This window comes from Rhodococcus sp. NPDC004095, from assembly GCF_053604015.1.
Genome location: NZ_JBSGGS010000004.1, coordinates 95,815 through 111,429 on the forward strand (window position 1 = coordinate 95,815; position 15,615 = coordinate 111,429).

General features: G+C 68.2%; 13 protein-coding genes. 4 read left to right on the forward strand and 9 right to left on the reverse strand.

Annotated features, from left to right (window positions below; translation table 11 throughout):
- Positions 1–83: 83 nt before the first annotated feature.
- The 3 genes from fadD5 to ACWEPG_RS08935 form a co-directional block, all read right to left on the reverse strand.
- The gene (fadD5, locus tag ACWEPG_RS08925; RefSeq protein WP_450114616.1) at positions 84–1,673 is read right to left on the reverse strand and encodes a fatty-acid--CoA ligase FadD5; all 1,590 of its coding nucleotides are present in this window, start codon (positions 1,671–1,673) and stop codon (positions 84–86) included.
- Positions 1,674–1,834: 161 nt separating this feature from the next.
- Positions 1,835–2,620, reverse strand: a complete 786-nt coding sequence (locus tag ACWEPG_RS08930; protein ID WP_450114617.1) for an enoyl-CoA hydratase — start codon at positions 2,618–2,620, stop codon at positions 1,835–1,837.
- Entirely contained in the window at positions 2,617–3,597 is a 981-nt protein-coding gene (locus tag ACWEPG_RS08935; RefSeq protein WP_452594277.1) for an NAD(P)H-dependent flavin oxidoreductase, read from the reverse strand. The genes ACWEPG_RS08930 and ACWEPG_RS08935 overlap by 4 nt, the downstream gene beginning before the upstream one ends.
- Positions 3,598–3,931: 334 nt before the next feature.
- Here ACWEPG_RS08935 and ACWEPG_RS08940 point away from each other — a divergent pair, with 334 nt between their 5' ends.
- Entirely contained in the window at positions 3,932–5,158 is a 1,227-nt protein-coding gene (locus ACWEPG_RS08940; protein ID WP_450114619.1) for a TetR/AcrR family transcriptional regulator, read from the forward strand.
- A gap of 9 nt (positions 5,159–5,167) precedes the next feature.
- Here the strand turns inward: ACWEPG_RS08940 and ACWEPG_RS08945 are convergent, their stop codons facing one another.
- From ACWEPG_RS08945 to ACWEPG_RS08960, 4 genes are all read right to left on the reverse strand, one after another.
- A complete protein-coding gene (locus ACWEPG_RS08945; protein ID WP_452594278.1) occupies positions 5,168–6,583 on the reverse strand; it encodes a wax ester/triacylglycerol synthase domain-containing protein in 1,416 nt (471 codons plus the stop codon).
- A 74-nt stretch (positions 6,584–6,657) separates the two neighbouring features.
- Positions 6,658–8,073, reverse strand: coding sequence for a wax ester/triacylglycerol synthase domain-containing protein (locus ACWEPG_RS08950; protein ID WP_452594279.1), 1,416 nt, complete (start codon positions 8,071–8,073; stop codon positions 6,658–6,660).
- Between the two features lie 173 nt (positions 8,074–8,246).
- Complete coding sequence (locus ACWEPG_RS08955) at positions 8,247–9,140, reverse strand: oxygenase MpaB family protein (protein WP_450114622.1); 894 nt, start codon at positions 9,138–9,140, stop codon at positions 8,247–8,249.
- A gap of 4 nt (positions 9,141–9,144) precedes the next feature.
- Positions 9,145–10,671: an aldehyde dehydrogenase family protein gene (locus ACWEPG_RS08960; protein ID WP_452594280.1), complete on the reverse strand. Its 1,527-nt coding sequence runs from the start codon at positions 10,669–10,671 to the stop codon at positions 9,145–9,147.
- Positions 10,672–10,923: 252 nt separating this feature from the next.
- Here ACWEPG_RS08960 and ACWEPG_RS08965 point away from each other — a divergent pair, with 252 nt between their 5' ends.
- Complete coding sequence (locus tag ACWEPG_RS08965) at positions 10,924–12,069, forward strand: acyl-CoA dehydrogenase family protein (RefSeq protein ID WP_450114624.1); 1,146 nt, start codon at positions 10,924–10,926, stop codon at positions 12,067–12,069.
- A 71-nt stretch (positions 12,070–12,140) separates the two neighbouring features.
- Positions 12,141–12,827: a GntR family transcriptional regulator gene (locus ACWEPG_RS08970; protein WP_450114625.1), complete on the forward strand. Its 687-nt coding sequence runs from the start codon at positions 12,141–12,143 to the stop codon at positions 12,825–12,827.
- Between the two features lie 73 nt (positions 12,828–12,900).
- Here ACWEPG_RS08970 and ACWEPG_RS08975 read toward each other — a convergent pair whose 3' ends face one another.
- The gene (locus tag ACWEPG_RS08975) at positions 12,901–13,284 is read right to left on the reverse strand and encodes a hypothetical protein (protein ID WP_452594281.1); all 384 of its coding nucleotides are present in this window, start codon (positions 13,282–13,284) and stop codon (positions 12,901–12,903) included.
- A 256-nt stretch (positions 13,285–13,540) separates the two neighbouring features.
- On the opposite strand from ACWEPG_RS08975, the gene asnB reads away from it, so the two are divergent.
- Positions 13,541–15,208, forward strand: a complete 1,668-nt coding sequence (gene asnB, locus ACWEPG_RS08980; RefSeq protein WP_452594282.1) for an asparagine synthase B — start codon at positions 13,541–13,543, stop codon at positions 15,206–15,208.
- A gap of 74 nt (positions 15,209–15,282) precedes the next feature.
- Here the strand turns inward: asnB and ACWEPG_RS08985 are convergent, their stop codons facing one another.
- Complete coding sequence (locus ACWEPG_RS08985; protein WP_450114506.1) at positions 15,283–15,519, reverse strand: MbtH family protein; 237 nt, start codon at positions 15,517–15,519, stop codon at positions 15,283–15,285.
- Positions 15,520–15,615 lie beyond the last annotated feature (96 nt).

The window sequence follows — 15,615 nt, forward strand, 5'->3', positions numbered from 1 at the left end:
ACCCACGTTGACGACTCGCCACCGGCGAGGCCCACGCCGGCGGTGGTGCCGCGCTCCCCCATCGCGACACCACCGGACGACGGTCAACCGATCCGCACGCCTTCGGTGCCGTGCTCCTTGCGGAGATCGCCCTTGACGACCTTCCCACTCGCGTTGCGCGGCAACGCATCCACGATCACGAGCTCCTTCGGATGCTTGTACCGCGCGAGCACGTCGTCGAGATAGCTCGACAACTCGTCGAGTGTGAGGTCGGTTCCGCCGGGGTCCTTGAGCGCGACGACGGCCACCGGGACCTCGCCCCATTTGGCGTCGGTGCGGCCGATCACCGCAGCCTCCAACACCTTCGGATGGCCGAACAGGGCGTTCTCCACCTCGGCGCAGTAGATGTTCTCGCCGCCGGAGATGATCATGTCCTTCTTGCGGTCCACGACATAGATGAAGCCCTCCTCGTCCTGGCGCACCAGGTCTCCGGAGTGGAACCATCCGCCGGCGAAGGCGTCTGCCGTCTCGGCCGGCTTGTTCCAGTAGCCGCTCATCATGGTCGGGCCGCGGTAGACGATCTCGCCGACAGACCCGACGGGCACCTCGTTCATCTCGTCGTCGACGATCCGGGCCTGGATGGTCGGGATCACGGTGCCGACGGAACCGAGCTTGCGCAACGCGTCCTCGCCGTCGAGCACACAGGTGATCGGCGACATCTCGGTCTGCCCGAACACCGCCACGTTGAGTGCGTCCGGGAAGGTGTCGGACATCGCCCGGAGCACCACGTCCGATGCCGGAGCCGCACCCCAGCTGATCACCCGCAGCGCCAGATCCCGCTGCCGTACCGTGGGTTCCGCACACACCGCCTGCCACTGCACCGGCACGAGGAACGCGGTGGTGACCCGTTCAGCCTCCCAGACCTCGAGCAGTTCGGTGGGGTTGAAGGCGCCGAGCGGGTGGATCACGGTCGGGATGCCGAGCTGCAGGCTGGGGGCCATGCTGCCGAGGGCCGCGATGTGGAACATCGGCGAGGCACAGAAACCGATGTCACCCGCGGCGTGCATGCGGAGCGCCCGGATACAGGTCTGCGCCTGCGCCTGCATGTTGGCGTGGGAGAGAACCGCCCCCTTGGGGCTGCCGGTGGTACCGGACGTGTACATGATCAGGGCCGGGATGTCCTCGGGTAGGTCGACCGCGGGGTGCGACGCGCCCGCCTCTGCGACGAGCTCCTCGTATCCCTCCACACCTTCACCACCGCCCTGCCCGACGACGATGACGGTGCCGAGTTCCGGAACCTGTTGGCGGACAGCAGAAACCAATGGTGCGAGCGGAACGTCCGTGACCACGACCGTGGCACCGCTGTCCGTGACGATGTACGCCATCTCGGGCGGTGTGAGACGGAAGTTCACCGGCACCGCGATGGCCCCGAGGGAGTTGACCGCGAGCACGACCTCGAGGAACTCCGGCCGATTGAGCATGACCACGAGTACCCGATCGCCGAACCCGACACCGCGGCGAGCGAGTGCGTCGGCGAACGACTCCGACCGGCGGTGCAGATCCGACCAGGTGGTGGTGGCGCCCTGGAAACGCAGGGCGACCGCGTCGGGACGCATCAACGCGTGCGTGGCGACCTGATTGTTCCAGTGGTTCCTGCGCGACTGCAGGGGCTGAGAGAGGAGATCGGGTGACATCGTTTCGACAAGCCCTTCCCTGTCACGGAGACTGTGTGGCACGGTATACGCACCCCTCCGGTTGCGATCGATTATGGCAGGCCAGCGGCCGGAATGGGGCCTGTTTGTTAACTACAATTCGCAAATTCGGACATTAGCGGCGGCGCGAGCCGCGGCTTGGCTCAGGCGCCGAATTTCGGCCGCCGCCTGGCCAGCATCGCGGCCGCGCCCTCGAAGAAGTCCGCGGATCCGAGCAGTTCGATCTGCCCCTCGGTTTCCCGCTCGAATGCCTCTTCGACCCGCGCCAGCGTCGCGGCCGTCAGCGAGCGTTTCGTCAGTTCCAACGCGCGGCGCGGGCCGGCCGCCAGCTTCGCGGCCACCGCGTCGACGTGCGCGGCCAGCTCGCCTGCAGGCAGCACGCGGGTGATCAGCCCGGCCGCGTGTGCGTCCGTCGCGCCGAGCCGCTCCCCCAGCAAAGCCATCTCCGCCGCGCGGGCACGTCCGACCGCCGCCGGGACCAGCAGGCTCGACCCGCCGTCCGGCATCAGGCCGACATTGACGAAGGCGAGCAGGAAGTACGCGGACTCGGCCGCATAGGCGAGGTCGGCGGCCAGCGCGAGCGAGGCCCCGACGCCGGCGGCGGCGCCGTCCACCCGCGCCACCACCGGCACCGGGAGAGTGAGGATCTCGCGGATCACCCGGTTCGCGGTGTCCATCACCACGCGCGGATCGGCAGACGGACCGGCCGCCAGGTCGGCGCCGGTGCAGAACGCGCCACCCTCCCCGGCCAGCACCACCACCCGCACGTCCGCGTCCCGGGCGCGGCCCTCCAGCAGATCACCGAGTGCTCGCATCGAGTCGAGGTCGAGCGCGTTCATCCGCTCGGGCCGGGCGATGGTGATCCGCAGGACTCCGCCCTCGTATCCCACCCGCAGCCCGGCGACGCGTTCCTGTGCGATTTCGGTCATCGCGACACCCCGACGATCCGACCGAGGCGACCCTCGACGAGCTGCTCCGCTTCCGCCACGATCCGACCGACCAGCTCCCTAACCGTGGGCACGTCGTCGATGAGACCCTGACACTGACCGGCACTCCAGATGCCTGCGTCGAGATCGCCGTCCTCGAACACCTTGCGTCCCCTGGCCCCCGAGACAAGATCACGAATGTCGTCGAATGTCGCTCCACCCGACTCGATCCGGACCACCTCCCGGCTGACCGCGTTTGCGGCGACCCGCGCGGTGTTGCGCAGGGTGCGGAAGATGAGTTTCGTGTCGAGCTCGCTGTTCGCGACGATCTGCCGTTTCACCTCGTCCGCGACCGGCGACTCCTGCGTGCACATGAACCGAGTCCCCATGTTGACCCCCTCCGCGCCGAGGGCGAGAGCGGCGACCAGACCGCGGGCGTCGGCGATGCCGCCCGACGCGATGACGGGGATACGCACCCGGGCGGTGGCGGCGGGGATCAGCACGAGGCCGGGGACGTCGTCCTCGCCCGGATGCCCCGCGCACTCGAAGCCGTCGATGCTGACGGCGTCGACACCGACCTGTTCGGCCTTGAGGGCGTGCCGGACGCTGGTGCACTTGTGGATCACCTTGACGCCGGCATCCTTGAAATGCGGCAGGTGGTCGACCGGGTTGGCTCCGGCGGTCTCGACGATCTTGATTCCGGACTCGACGATCGCCTGCCGGTACTCCGCGTACGGCGGCGGGGTGATCGACGGCAGGATGGTCAGGTTTACGCCGAACGGTTTGTCGGTCAGGTCGCGGCACCGCGCGATTTCCTTGACCAGATCCTCCGGCGTCGGCTGCGTGAGCGCCGTGATGAATCCCAGCGCGCCCGAATTCGCAACGGCAGCAACGAGTTCTGCTCTCCCGACCCACATCATGCCGCCCTGCACGATCGGATGCTCGACCCCGAATGACTCGGTGAAGCGCGTGGTCAGCATCTCAGCACCCCCTGCCGGACTTCACGGATCCACGTCGAACTGCCCTGGTGATCATGTTTTTTCACTCGCTCCTGTGCGCTCGAAACGGCCCGGCACCCGCCGGATCGACACCGTCTGCACACCGCAGCTGGGACTCTCGAAACAGGCGTGAACCGACATCTTTGGCGAATTGCCGTTAACTTTCATCTACCGGTGACGTACTGTCAAGACCAAATCCACTACCGGAACGGAAAATTGCGATCACGACCGTCCACTCCGGTTCACAGGTTGCTCGCGCGCAGAACGCGACCACAGCGCTCCGATACGATTCGGAGTCGAGATGTCAGGAGGTCCGATGACGCAGTCGACCCGTAGCCGGTCGGTTCCGGAGCCGGCGACGCCCCGCAAGCGACCCAAGAACCGCAAGGCGCAGATCGCCCTGGTCGCCGCTGAGGCATTCAGCGAACGCGGGTACCACGCTGTCGGCGTCGACGACATCGCGGCCACACTCGGAATCTCGGGACCCGCGCTGTACCGGCACTTTCCGAACAAGTACGCCCTGCTCGTCCAGGCCGCGCTGAGCACGGTCGGGTCACTGCGCTCTGCCGCCGAGGAGGCTGCCGAGTCGACGTCGGACGCCGACGCCGAGGAGCGGCTGGACGCGGTCATCCGGGCCCTCATCTCCACGACCGTGGAGAACCGCCGAACCGGCGGCCTGTACCGCTGGGAGGGGCGGTACCTCCACGCCGACGACCGCGCCGTCATGCGCGCGGATTTCGCCGCACTCAACGAACAGGTCACCGGCCCGCTGCACGAACTGCGCCCGGACCTCGACCACACCACCGTCGGCGTTCTCGGAGCGTCGGCCCTCAGCGTGATCGGTAGCATCACCGCACACCGCGCTGCGCTGGCGAATCGACGCATCGAGAAATTGCTCCACACCGCCGCGTGGGCCGTGGCGCGCTGCGACCTGGCCGGCGCCCGTCCGGCGGTGACCGCGGTCGACGACCCCGCCGACGGCGGACCGTCCGTCACGTCGAAGCGCGAACTCCTCCTGACCGAGGCGATGAAGATCTTCAACGTCCGCGGTTACCACGAGTCGAGCATCGAGGAGATCGGTGCGGCCGCCGGGATCAACGCCTCCAGCGTCTACCGGCACTTCCCCAGCAAGGCGGACCTGCTCGCAGCGGTGTTCTACCGCGCGGCGGACCGGCTCGCGGTGGCCACCCGATCCGCGGTGAACGCCGCGACAGATCCGGCCGAGGCGCTCGGCCGGCTGACGGCCGCCTACATCGACCTGGCATTCGCGCATCCCGAGGTGCTCTCGGTGTACTTCGCCGAGATCGGCAACCTCCCCGCCGGGGAACGCACAAACCTGCGGAACGTCCAGCGGCTGCACATCGAGGAGTGGGTGAACCTCCTCACTGCGGCCCGCCCGGACCTCCCCGCACCGGAGGCCCGCTTCCTCGTGCACGCGGCGCTCGGGCAGACCCTCGACGTCGGCCGGCTGATGCGTTTCGACACCGGCGCGCTCGCACGCGGCAGGATGAGGACACTGATGCTGGCGGTCCTGCACAGCTGAGCGGCCCGCTCAGGTCCCGACGTTCACCGGGACGGCGTCGCGGAGCTGCTCGAAGGACCGCCGGATCAGCTCCGCATACCTGCAGGAGTCCCGAAGCAGCGCCGGATCGGCGGTGATGTTCAACGCGAGCGAGTCACCGGTCGAGCCCACCGAATGCGAGATCCCGGTGCCGTCCAATGTGCTTGTGCCGAAGGCGAGAACGGCAGTGGTGTCGACCAGCCGCAGCGCGGTCGAGCGGCGCGGCACACTCGTGACGAACGTGTTGAACGCCCGGGCCCGGACCGGATCGGCGGTCGCTCTGCTTCCGCGGCGAGCCTCCCTCCACCGGGCGAGGCGAAACACCCATCCCGGCAGCACATAGGTGGTCTCCGCCGCCGCCACCTCGGCCGGAACCCTCATCCGCCGACGCTCGGCAAGCACCGTCTCGTGGACCGCCCGCGCACGGTCCACGGGATCGTCGAGGTCGGTCCTCAAGTCGACGGTCATCATCACGAACTGGTTGTTCGACTCCAGTGCGGCTCCCGACGACCGGAGCGTCATCGGTACCGACGCCGCGAGCGAACCCGACACCAACTCCCCTCGCTCGAGGAGGTAGTCGCGGATGGCCCCACCGACGATCGTCAACGTGAGGTCGTTCACCGTGACGTCACCAATCCGCGCCTTGATCGCCTGCAACTCGGACAGCGGGAAGAACTCCACCTCGTATACCCGGCCGGGACCTACCGGACCGTCGACCACAGTCGGCGTACGACGTTGCGGAGGAAGTGGATACGAGCCGTTCTCTCGTTCGGCGACAAGACGTCGATGTACCGCACGAGCGTCCCTGACACCACCGACGAACCGGGCCGCGGTGCGGGGTGCGGCTGCCAGAGCTCGCACAACCAGCCGGACCGTACCGGGTACCTGCTGACCGCCATCGCACACGGGGCCGGGCTCGGGAAGGTCCGCACCGAACAGGGTTGTCGTGACATGGCCACTCGCGATGCCGTCGGCCATCACGTGGTGCATCTTGATCGCCGCGACCGTGACCGGCCCACCCGTGCCGGGTACGCCGTCCACCCGGTCGACGACGTGCAGTTCCCACAGCGGTCGTGTCTGGTCCATAGGCGCCGCCGCGAGGTCCCCCAGCATCGCCCGCAGGTCGTCCCAGCTCTGCGGGTCATGGAAGTGCAGGTGCCGGGCCACCGAGAAGTCCGGATCCTCCGCCCAGTACGGGTCGTCGAGATCCAGCGGAACCCGTACCAACCGCCGCCGTAGGACCGGTACCGAGGCGCGGGCCTCGACCCACGCCGCGATCTCCTCCCTTCCGGGTAGCCCGCCGCCGCGGTGGTCGGGCGCGAAGGCGTACACCGAGACGAACGCCTGCCGGAACCTCGGGCTCTCCGCGTACACGAACCACGCGTCCTTCGGCGTAACCTGCTGCACTGCTGAGCCCTTTCGGAGGAGTCGCACTCGAAGTGCGGTTGATGGCAGGGATGAAGCGGCCGGCGGCTACCCGGTCAGGCCTCGACAGTCACCTGGGCCGCGTCCCGAAGTTCGTTGTACGACCGGCGAATCAGCTGCGCATACCGCGCGGAGTCCCGAAGCAACTCGGGATCCGCGGCGATGTTCAGGCCGAGCCGGTCTCCCATGACACCCACCGAGTGCCCGGTACCGGTCCCGTCCAGGGGGCCGATCCCGAGGGATCGGACATCGGTGGTGTCCGCCAGCCGCAGCCGGGTCAGCTCCCGGGGCACACTGCTGACGAACGTGTTGAAGGGCCGACCCCGGAGCTCGTCACCTCGCCGCGCGTCACCCTGCCACGCCCGGATGCGCCGAGCGACGCGAAACATCCAGCCAGGGAAGACGAAGGTGGTGTCCGACACCGCCGCCTCGGCAGGCACGCTCATCCGCCTCCGCTCGGCGAGTACCGCCTCGTGGACCGCCCGCGCACGCGCGATCGGATCGTCCAGACCGGAGTTCAGGTCTACAACCAACATGACGAACTGGTTGTTCGACTCACGGACCGCTCCCGCGGACCGGATCGACATGGGCACCGAGGCGGCCAGCGAACCCGGCACCGACTCCCCTCGCTCGAGCAGGTACGCACGCATGGCCCCGCCGACGACGGTCAGCATCAGGTCGTTGACGGTGACCCCGCCGATCCGGGCCTTGATCGCCTGCACCTCGGCCAGCGAGAAGTACTCCACCTCGAGGACCCGACCGGGGCCGACCGGGCCGTCCAGCACCGTCGGCGTGCGCCGTTGCGGGGGAAGCTGATACTCCCCCTGCGCGCGCTCGACCTGGACAGCACGCCAGTTGGCACGAACCTGCCTGATCGCGGTGACGATCCCGACCGCGGTGCGCGGACCGCGAGCGAGCGCCCGAAGCACCAACTCGACAGGCCCGGGCACCCGCTCGACAGGGCCGCGCCCGGCGTCCGGTGGCGGCGCCTGCTCACCGTAGAACGCCGACATCACGGCGTTGCTCCCGATGCCGTCGGTCATCGCGTGGTGCATCTTCATCGCGACGAAGGTTGCCGGACCGTCCACCCCGGGAACGCCGAGCACCCGTTCGACGACATGCAGTTCCCACAGCGGCCTGGTCTGGTCCATCGGCACCGTCGAGATTTCGGCGACCAGGTCCCGGAGTTCGTCCCAGCAACGGGGCTGGTGGAAGTGCAGGTGTCGGGACACCGCGAAGTCCGGGTCCTCCGCCCAGTAAGGATGGTCGAGATCGAGCGGAACCCGCACCAGGCGCTGCCGCAGCATCGGAAGCACGGCACGCGCCTCGAACCACCGGGTGATCTCGGCCCGGTCGGGCAGGCGACCGGTTGCATCGTCGGGCGCGAACACCTGCGCGGACACGAATGCCTGACGGAATCTGGGGCTGTCCACGTACACGAACCAGGCATCCTTGGGTGACAGCTGGCGCACGAGGTGGCCTCCTCCCGAAGCGGTCACCCCCGTCGCGGGTGACGGTCGGGCAGGAGCGAAGCGTACAACCCTTCACGGACTCCGGCGACCCGAGCGGATCGGGCCGCCCGCGCCCGATCCGCTGGTGCCCGATCCGCCGGCGGTACCCGACCGGTCAGCGGCACCCCGGTCTGTCAGTGGCGGCCGTTGTCCTGGTCCGCACCCAGGTCACCGGGGCGGTAGCCGGCCGGGTAGCCCGGGTACGTGCGGTTGCCCGATTCCCGGGTGATCGTCGACGTCGACCGGGGCGGGAAGAAGCGCAGCGCGCGGGCCCGTGCATCGAGCGCACGATCGGCGACCACTCGCATCCATCCGGGCGCTGCGCGGAAACCGAAGGCCGACAGCATCATCGGGTCGAGCATCGCACTGACCCCCACGGCAACCACCGGCTGCAGTGGCCGCGGGAACCACGAACAGAACAGGTCCCGGGTGTACACACCGACGGCGTGGACGTCGGGCGTGTTCCGGAAGTGCGCGCGCTCGTACGCCATCTTGAAGTGGTGCAGATCCTGGAAGTCGGTCGGGATGTCCCGGATACCCATGCGGGAGCCCACTTCCCGGTAGAAGTGGAACGCCGCGAGCCGCTCGTTCGGGTGCAGTGCTCGCCACCCGTACCGTTCGATCCAGTCCAGCGGCTCGTAGATGAACGTGGTGAGCACGTACAACATGTCGTCGTTACTGATGTCGTACTTGCCGTGCATCCGGTTGACCACCCGCAGCGACTCCTTGCCGCGTGGCGAGTCGTAACCGTGCTCGAGCAGTTCGGCCATCAGGAGCGAGGTGTCGTCGTACCGCTTCTGCGGGCGGTTCTCGAACTCACCGGTGCGTTTGAGCAGTTCGGCGATGCTCGGCACACAGTAGGTGCGGAACAGCGCGAACTCGAGCGCCCGGGTGTAGTCCCAGGGGAACTCGAATCCGGCCGTGATCCGGTGGATCTCCTGGTGGTCGCGGACGGGGTCGAGGGTCTCGATCCGGTGCAACCAGCCGTACCGGCCCCGCGGCGCCTTTCCGCCGTCGATGAGGAACACCTCGCTACCCCCGGCCGTGCATGGTGCGCAGCATCCAGGCCGCGATCTTCATGTCCCGCGCCTTGCGTTCCATTGTCAGCAGGTTCAGCGGGGCCTTGAACTTCTGCCGCGTCACCGCCTTCGGGCGGGCGAACTCGCGGAGGCCGTCGGCGCCGTGGATCCGGCCGAAGCCGGACTCGCCGACACCGCCGAACGGCAGCGACGGGACGCCCGCGAATCCGAGCACCGAGTTGATCGAGACCATGCCCGTGCGCAGGCGCTCGGCGGCCTGCAGCGCCTTGGCCTTGTCCTTCGTGAAGATCGATGCGCCGAGTCCGTAGCTGGAACGGTTCGCCTTCTCGACGCCGTCCTCGAGGTCACGCATCCGGTTCACCGCGACGATCGGGCCGAAGGCCTCCTCGGTCATCGCGGTGCTGTCCTCCGGCACGTCCGCGAGGATCACCGGTTCGATGTACGGCGCGTGCAGCGATTCCCGCCCGCCGAGCACGGCGCGGGCGCCCTTGTCGAGGGCGTCCTCGACCTGTCCGCGCACCACGTCGTTCTGCCGGTCGAGGGTCATCGGCCCGTAGGAGGCGCCGGACTCGCCGCCCGGCCGCAACCGGGTGGCCTTCTCGGTCATCTTCCGGACGAACGTGTCGTACACCGCGTCGGCGACGAAGATCCGCTCGACGCCGGCGCAGGTCTGGCCGGCATTGCCCATGCCGCCGAACACCGCGAAATCCGCGGCGGCGTCGAGATCGGCGTCGGCCGCGACGAGCATCGCGTCCTTGCCGCCGCACTCGGCGACCAGTGGCGTCAGGGTCTTCGCGCAGGCGGCCATCACCTTCTTCGCGGTCGGGCCGGACCCGGTGAAGGCGACCTTGTCGACCCCCGCCTCGACCAGCGCCCCACCGGTCGCGCCGAGCCCGGTCACGACCTGGAGCACCGGCTGGTTCGGGACGAGTGAGTTCCACTTGTCGGCCAACCACACCGCGACACCGGGGGTGAGTTCGCTGGGCTTGAACACCACCGCGTTGCCCGCCGCCAGCGCGTAGGAGATCGACCCCATCGGCGTGTAGACCGGGTAGTTCCACGGCCCGATCACGCCGACGACCCCGAGCGGCTGGTATCGCAGCGTGGACTCCTGATTCGCACTGACCAGACCGGACGACACCTTCTTGCGCCCCAGTACCTTTGCCGCGTTCTTCGACGCCCAGTCCAGGTGCTCGACAGCGAGCATGATCTCGAGGATCGCGTCGTCGACCGGTTTTCCGGTCTCGGCGGCGATCACCGCCGCGAGGGACTGGGCGTCCGAGGCGATTGCGGACTTCCACTTCTGCAGCCACTTCTTGCGGCCGTCGAATCCGAGGTCCGCCCACCACACCGCGGCGTCACCTGCCCGTTCCACCGCCTGCGCGACCTGTTCGGCGTCGTGCACCGGATACTCGGCCAGCACGTCACCCGTCCGCGGGTCCAGTGAGGTGAAGGTGTCCGGGGCGGCGTGGGCGGGCGCCTCGGTCTTGCTCGGCTTGCGGTCGGTCCGCTGGGACATGGGGGCATTCCTCCATCGGTGTGGCGCGGTCGGCTGGCCGGTCGTGTGGAAGGTGCGCGCACGCGGGTTCCGCGTCGCTCGGCGTGCCTCGATCCTTGCCTACTCGCACCCTTCCGAACCGGAATCACATCACATATATTTGATTTGTCGTACTGTCGTGGGCGTCACAGTAGGCCGTGCCGGAGCGGCGGGCAAGAGCCCGGCCACCGTTCACGCCACGCAATCCATCACCTCGCAGGGGAGATCACACCGATGAGCGTCGAATTCACCACCGAGCAGCGGGCATTCGCCCAGGCCGTCGCCGACTTCTGCAAGCGCGAGGCCGGCACCCGGGAGAAGCGGGACCGGCTCACCGACCACGGCAAGCACAATCACAGCCCGGAGCTGTACAAGAAGATGGCCGACCTCGGCTGGCTCGGCCTGACGGTGCCCGAGGAGTACGGCGGGTCGGACGCGACGATGGTCGACATGTGCATCCTGCTCGAGGAGACCGCCCGGGGGATGGCACCGATCGGCGCGATCGGCCCGACCCTGATCACCGGCGGAGCGTACGCCAAGTTCGGCACACCCGAGCAGAAGGAAACGGTGCTGCGCGGCGTCGTCAGCGGTGTGTCACAGTCGATTTCGATGTCGGAACCGGAGGCGGGATCGGACGTCGGCAACCTGAGCACGAAGGCGGAGAAGACCTCCGACGGCTGGCTGATCAACGGACAGAAGACGTGGTGCTCGAACGCGCACATCTCGGAGAACATCCTGCTCGTCGCCCGCACCTCACGCGGCGAGAGCAAGCACGAGGGCATGACGATGTTCCACGTCCCTGTCACCACACCCGGCCTCAAGATCAGCGGCATCGAACTGATGGGCGGACACAAGGAGACCAACGACCTGTACTTCACCGACTGCGTCCTGCCCGAGGATGCAGTGGTCGGCGAGGTCGGCAACGGCTGGCGGCAGTTGATGACGGGACTGAACTTCGAACGGCTGATCCTGTCCGCAATGATCCTCGGCACGGCGGAACGAGCCTTCGAGGACACCCTCGCCTTCGTCACACAGCGCAAGCAGTTCGGCCGGCCGATCGGCTCGTTCCAGGCACTGCGGCACCGCATCGCCGATCTCGCCACCGAGATCGAGTGCACCAAACTGCTGGTGTACAGCGTGGCGCGCGAGGCCGACGCCCACCCCGACCGGATGCTGGCCCGCGAGGCGTCGATGGCCAAGCTCAAGGCCACCGAGACGGCCAAGCGGGTCGCCCTCGAGGGCATGCAGATGATGGGCGGCTACGGATACGCGACGGAGTTCGACATGGAGAAGCACGTGCGTGCCACCCTCGTCTCGACGATCTTCGGCGGCACCAGCGAGATCCAGCGCGACATCATCGGCAAGACGTACGGGCTGTAGACCCCGCGCGACCATGACCGATGGGCCGCAACCCGGCGCCTATGCTGAACTGCCGTGACCAAGGAGTACCCATGACCACGACCCGCAAGGCCGACGACCGCGCGCTGCGTCGCAGGCCACAACTGTCGGACGATGTCGCGGCGCACGTGCGCGGCGTCATCATGTCCGGCGGGGTCCGGCCCGGGGACTTCATCCGGCTCGACGAGACCGCCGCCGAACTCGGGGTCAGCGTGACCCCGGTGCGGGAAGCGCTGCTCACCCTGCGCGGAGAGGGACTGGTCGAGCTGGTGCCACACCGCGGCTACGTGGTGGCCCCGCTGACCCGCTCGGACATCCACGATCTGTTCTGGCTGCAGGGACAGATCGCCGAGCAGCTCGCGATCCGTGCCACCGCCGCCGTCACCCCCGAGGTGCTGGCCGAGATGCGCGATGCCAGGGACCGGCTCGCCGAGGCCGTCACGACGGGCGACACGGCACAGGTCGAGGACCTGGAGTTCGCGTTCCACCGGCTGCTCAACCGGCTCGCCGGCGCGAACAAGCTGTCCTGGTTCCTGCTCAACGCGGTGCGCTACACCCCGGCTCACCTGTACTCGTCGGATCCGCGGTGGGGCGAGGCCGCGGTCGCCAGTCACGACCGGCTGATCGCCGCTCTCGAGACCGGTGACGCGGAGGAGGCGGGCCGCGTCACCCGCGCCCACTTCGCCGACGGCGCGGACCGGCTGCTCGCTCACCTGGAGAGCACCGGCATCTGGGACTGAACCCCGTTGCCACCCAACGGAAAGTGGCCGCGCCCGGATTCCCGGACGCGGCCACTCTCCGTTGTCGAGCCGACTACCAGACGACGGCGATGATCACGTTCACGACGGCGAGGATGCCGATCACGTGCGCCAGCGTCGCGGTCGAGGTCGCGGTCGCGACCACCCCCTCACCGGCCGGGGACGCGGCCACCTCCTTCTCCTTGCGCAACCCCAGCACCGCTGCGACCAGGATCACGATCGCGATGACGAGCTTGATGCCGACCTTCATGTGGTTCAGGTCCGCGTCGTTCGCCTCGTTCAGCCCGACCAGGGCGAGACCGGAAACGACCTGCAGGATGGCGCCGTGCAGCATGCCCGGGATCACCCGCGGCGCCTTGAGCACGGTCATGTAGCTGCCGATGATGGCTGCCAGTCCGATGAAATGCAGGATCAGGAAGATGTCGATGGCTGCGGTCATGACTGCATCGAACAGGCCCGAGCCCCTCCCTGTAAAGGAAGGTTTACCTTTCGAGTTGCCCGACATTCGCCAAAGCAGGGGTGGACAGGTGTCCAGAGGATGTTCGCGAAACCGGACCACCGGGTACCTACCCAAAGGTAGTGTCACCGCGACCGCAGCGGTGTGAGGCGCCCCACAGACATGTCGACGGCCAGTGTCCGCGCCGACGGGTGTGCGCACCGTCTTCGGACCCCATGCGACAAGGAGTGCATTTCTCGTGTGTTCGATCCTCGGAATCTTCGGCATCAACCCCGGCGAGGACCGCGCCGCGCTGCGTGCCCGGGCGGTCGAACTGTCCCGCCGGCAACGCCACCGCGGACCCGACTGGAGCGGCGTGTACGTCGACGACGGAGCCATTCTCGTCCACGAGCGTCTCGCCATCGTCGACCTCGCCAGCGGCGCACAACCGTTGCGCTCGACGGACGGTCACCTGGCGCTGACCGTCAACGGCGAGATCTACAACCACCGCGAACTCCGCGCCGGACTCGACTACGACTTCACCACCGCCTCCGACAGCGAGGTCATCAACGCGCTCTACCGCACCGGCGACGACGACTTCGTCTCCCGCCTCAACGGCATCTTCGCCTTCGCCCTGTGGGATGCCGACCGGCAACGCGTCCTCATCGCCCGTGACCCGATCGGCGTGTGCCCCCTCTACTGGGGCCACGACAGTGACGGGCACCTGCTCGTGGCGTCGGAGATGAAGGCGCTCGCCGACGTCTGCGCCGACGTGGCCCAGTTCCCGCCCGGGCACATCTACGACAGCGCCACCGGGGAGCTGCGGCGCTACTTCCGGAAACCGTGGCGCGAGTACGAGGCCACAGCCGGCACCGACGTTGACACGGCAGCGCTGCGCGACGCCTTCGAACAGGCCGTGCGTCGCCAGCTCATGACCGACGTGCCCTACGGCGTCCTGCTCTCCGGCGGCCTCGACTCCTCGCTGGTCGCCGCCTGCGCCGCCAAGTTCGCCCGCGACCGCATCGAGGACGACGGCCGCACCGAGGCCTGGTGGCCGCGACTGCATTCGTTCGCCATCGGGCTCCAGGGCTCCCCTGACCTCGCCGCCGCGCAACTGGCCGCGGACATGCTCGGCACCGAGCACCACGGCTTCGTCTACACCTTCGAGGAAGGCCTGGACGCGCTACCCGAGGTGATCCGCCACATCGAAACATATGACGTGACAACGATTCGCGCCTCGACGCCCATGTTCCTGCTCGCGCGCCGGATCAAGGCGATGGGCGTGAAGATGGTCCTCTCCGGCGAGGGCGCCGACGAGATCTTCGGCGGCTACCTGTACTTCCACAAGGCGCCGTCGGCCGAGGCGTTCCACGAGGAGACGGTTCGCAAGATCGACGCCCTCCACTACTACGACTGCCTGCGCGCCAACAAGTCGATGATGGCCTGGGGCGTCGAGGCTCGCGTTCCGTTTCTCGACCTCGACTTCCTCGACACCGCAATGAGCGTGGACGCACGACACAAGATGGCCGGCGGCGGTCGCATCGAGAAGCACCTGATGCGCGAGGCCTTCGTCGGCGCCCTGCCCGACGAGATCCTCTGGCGACAGAAGGAACAGTTCAGCGACGGCGTCGGATACGGCTGGATCGACGGCCTCAAGGACCACGCCGAGATCATGGTGACCGACGAGGATTTCGCCACGGCCTCCGAACGCTTCCCCCACAACACCCCCGCCTCCAAGGAAGCGTTCCTCTACCGCACCATCTTCGAACGCCATTACGCCGGTGCCGCACCCGCCGCCACCGTCCCCGGCGGCAAGTCCATCGCCTGCTCCACCCCCGCAGCCCTCGAATGGGACCCCGAGTTCGCAGCAATGGCCGACCCATCCGGACGCGCCGTCCGCGGCGTGCACGATCAGGCCCTCGCCTGACCACCCGGGGACCGTCAGCGAGAACGGGAAGGGGCTCCAGCCGAATGGCTGGAGCCCCTTCCCGTTCTCCGCGGTCAGCCGCCGAGGGCCACCTTGTCGGCATCGGCCGCCATCGCGGCGATCAGGCTCTTCGGACGCATGTCCGTCCAGTTGGCCTCGACATACTCGACACACGACTGGCGTGACGCCTCACCGTGCACGGTCGACCACCCCGCCGGCACGTCGGCGAACGCGGGCCACAGCGAATGCTGCCCCTCCTCGTTCACCAGCACGTAGAACGTTCCAGCCTCATCGTCGAACGGATTGCTCACTGCGGTACTGCCTTTCGTTTCACCGTACCGACTGTCGTGCCGGCACTGTCACGGTCTTCGCCCTCGTCACTTCACGATCCGCTACTGCGCCGGGCC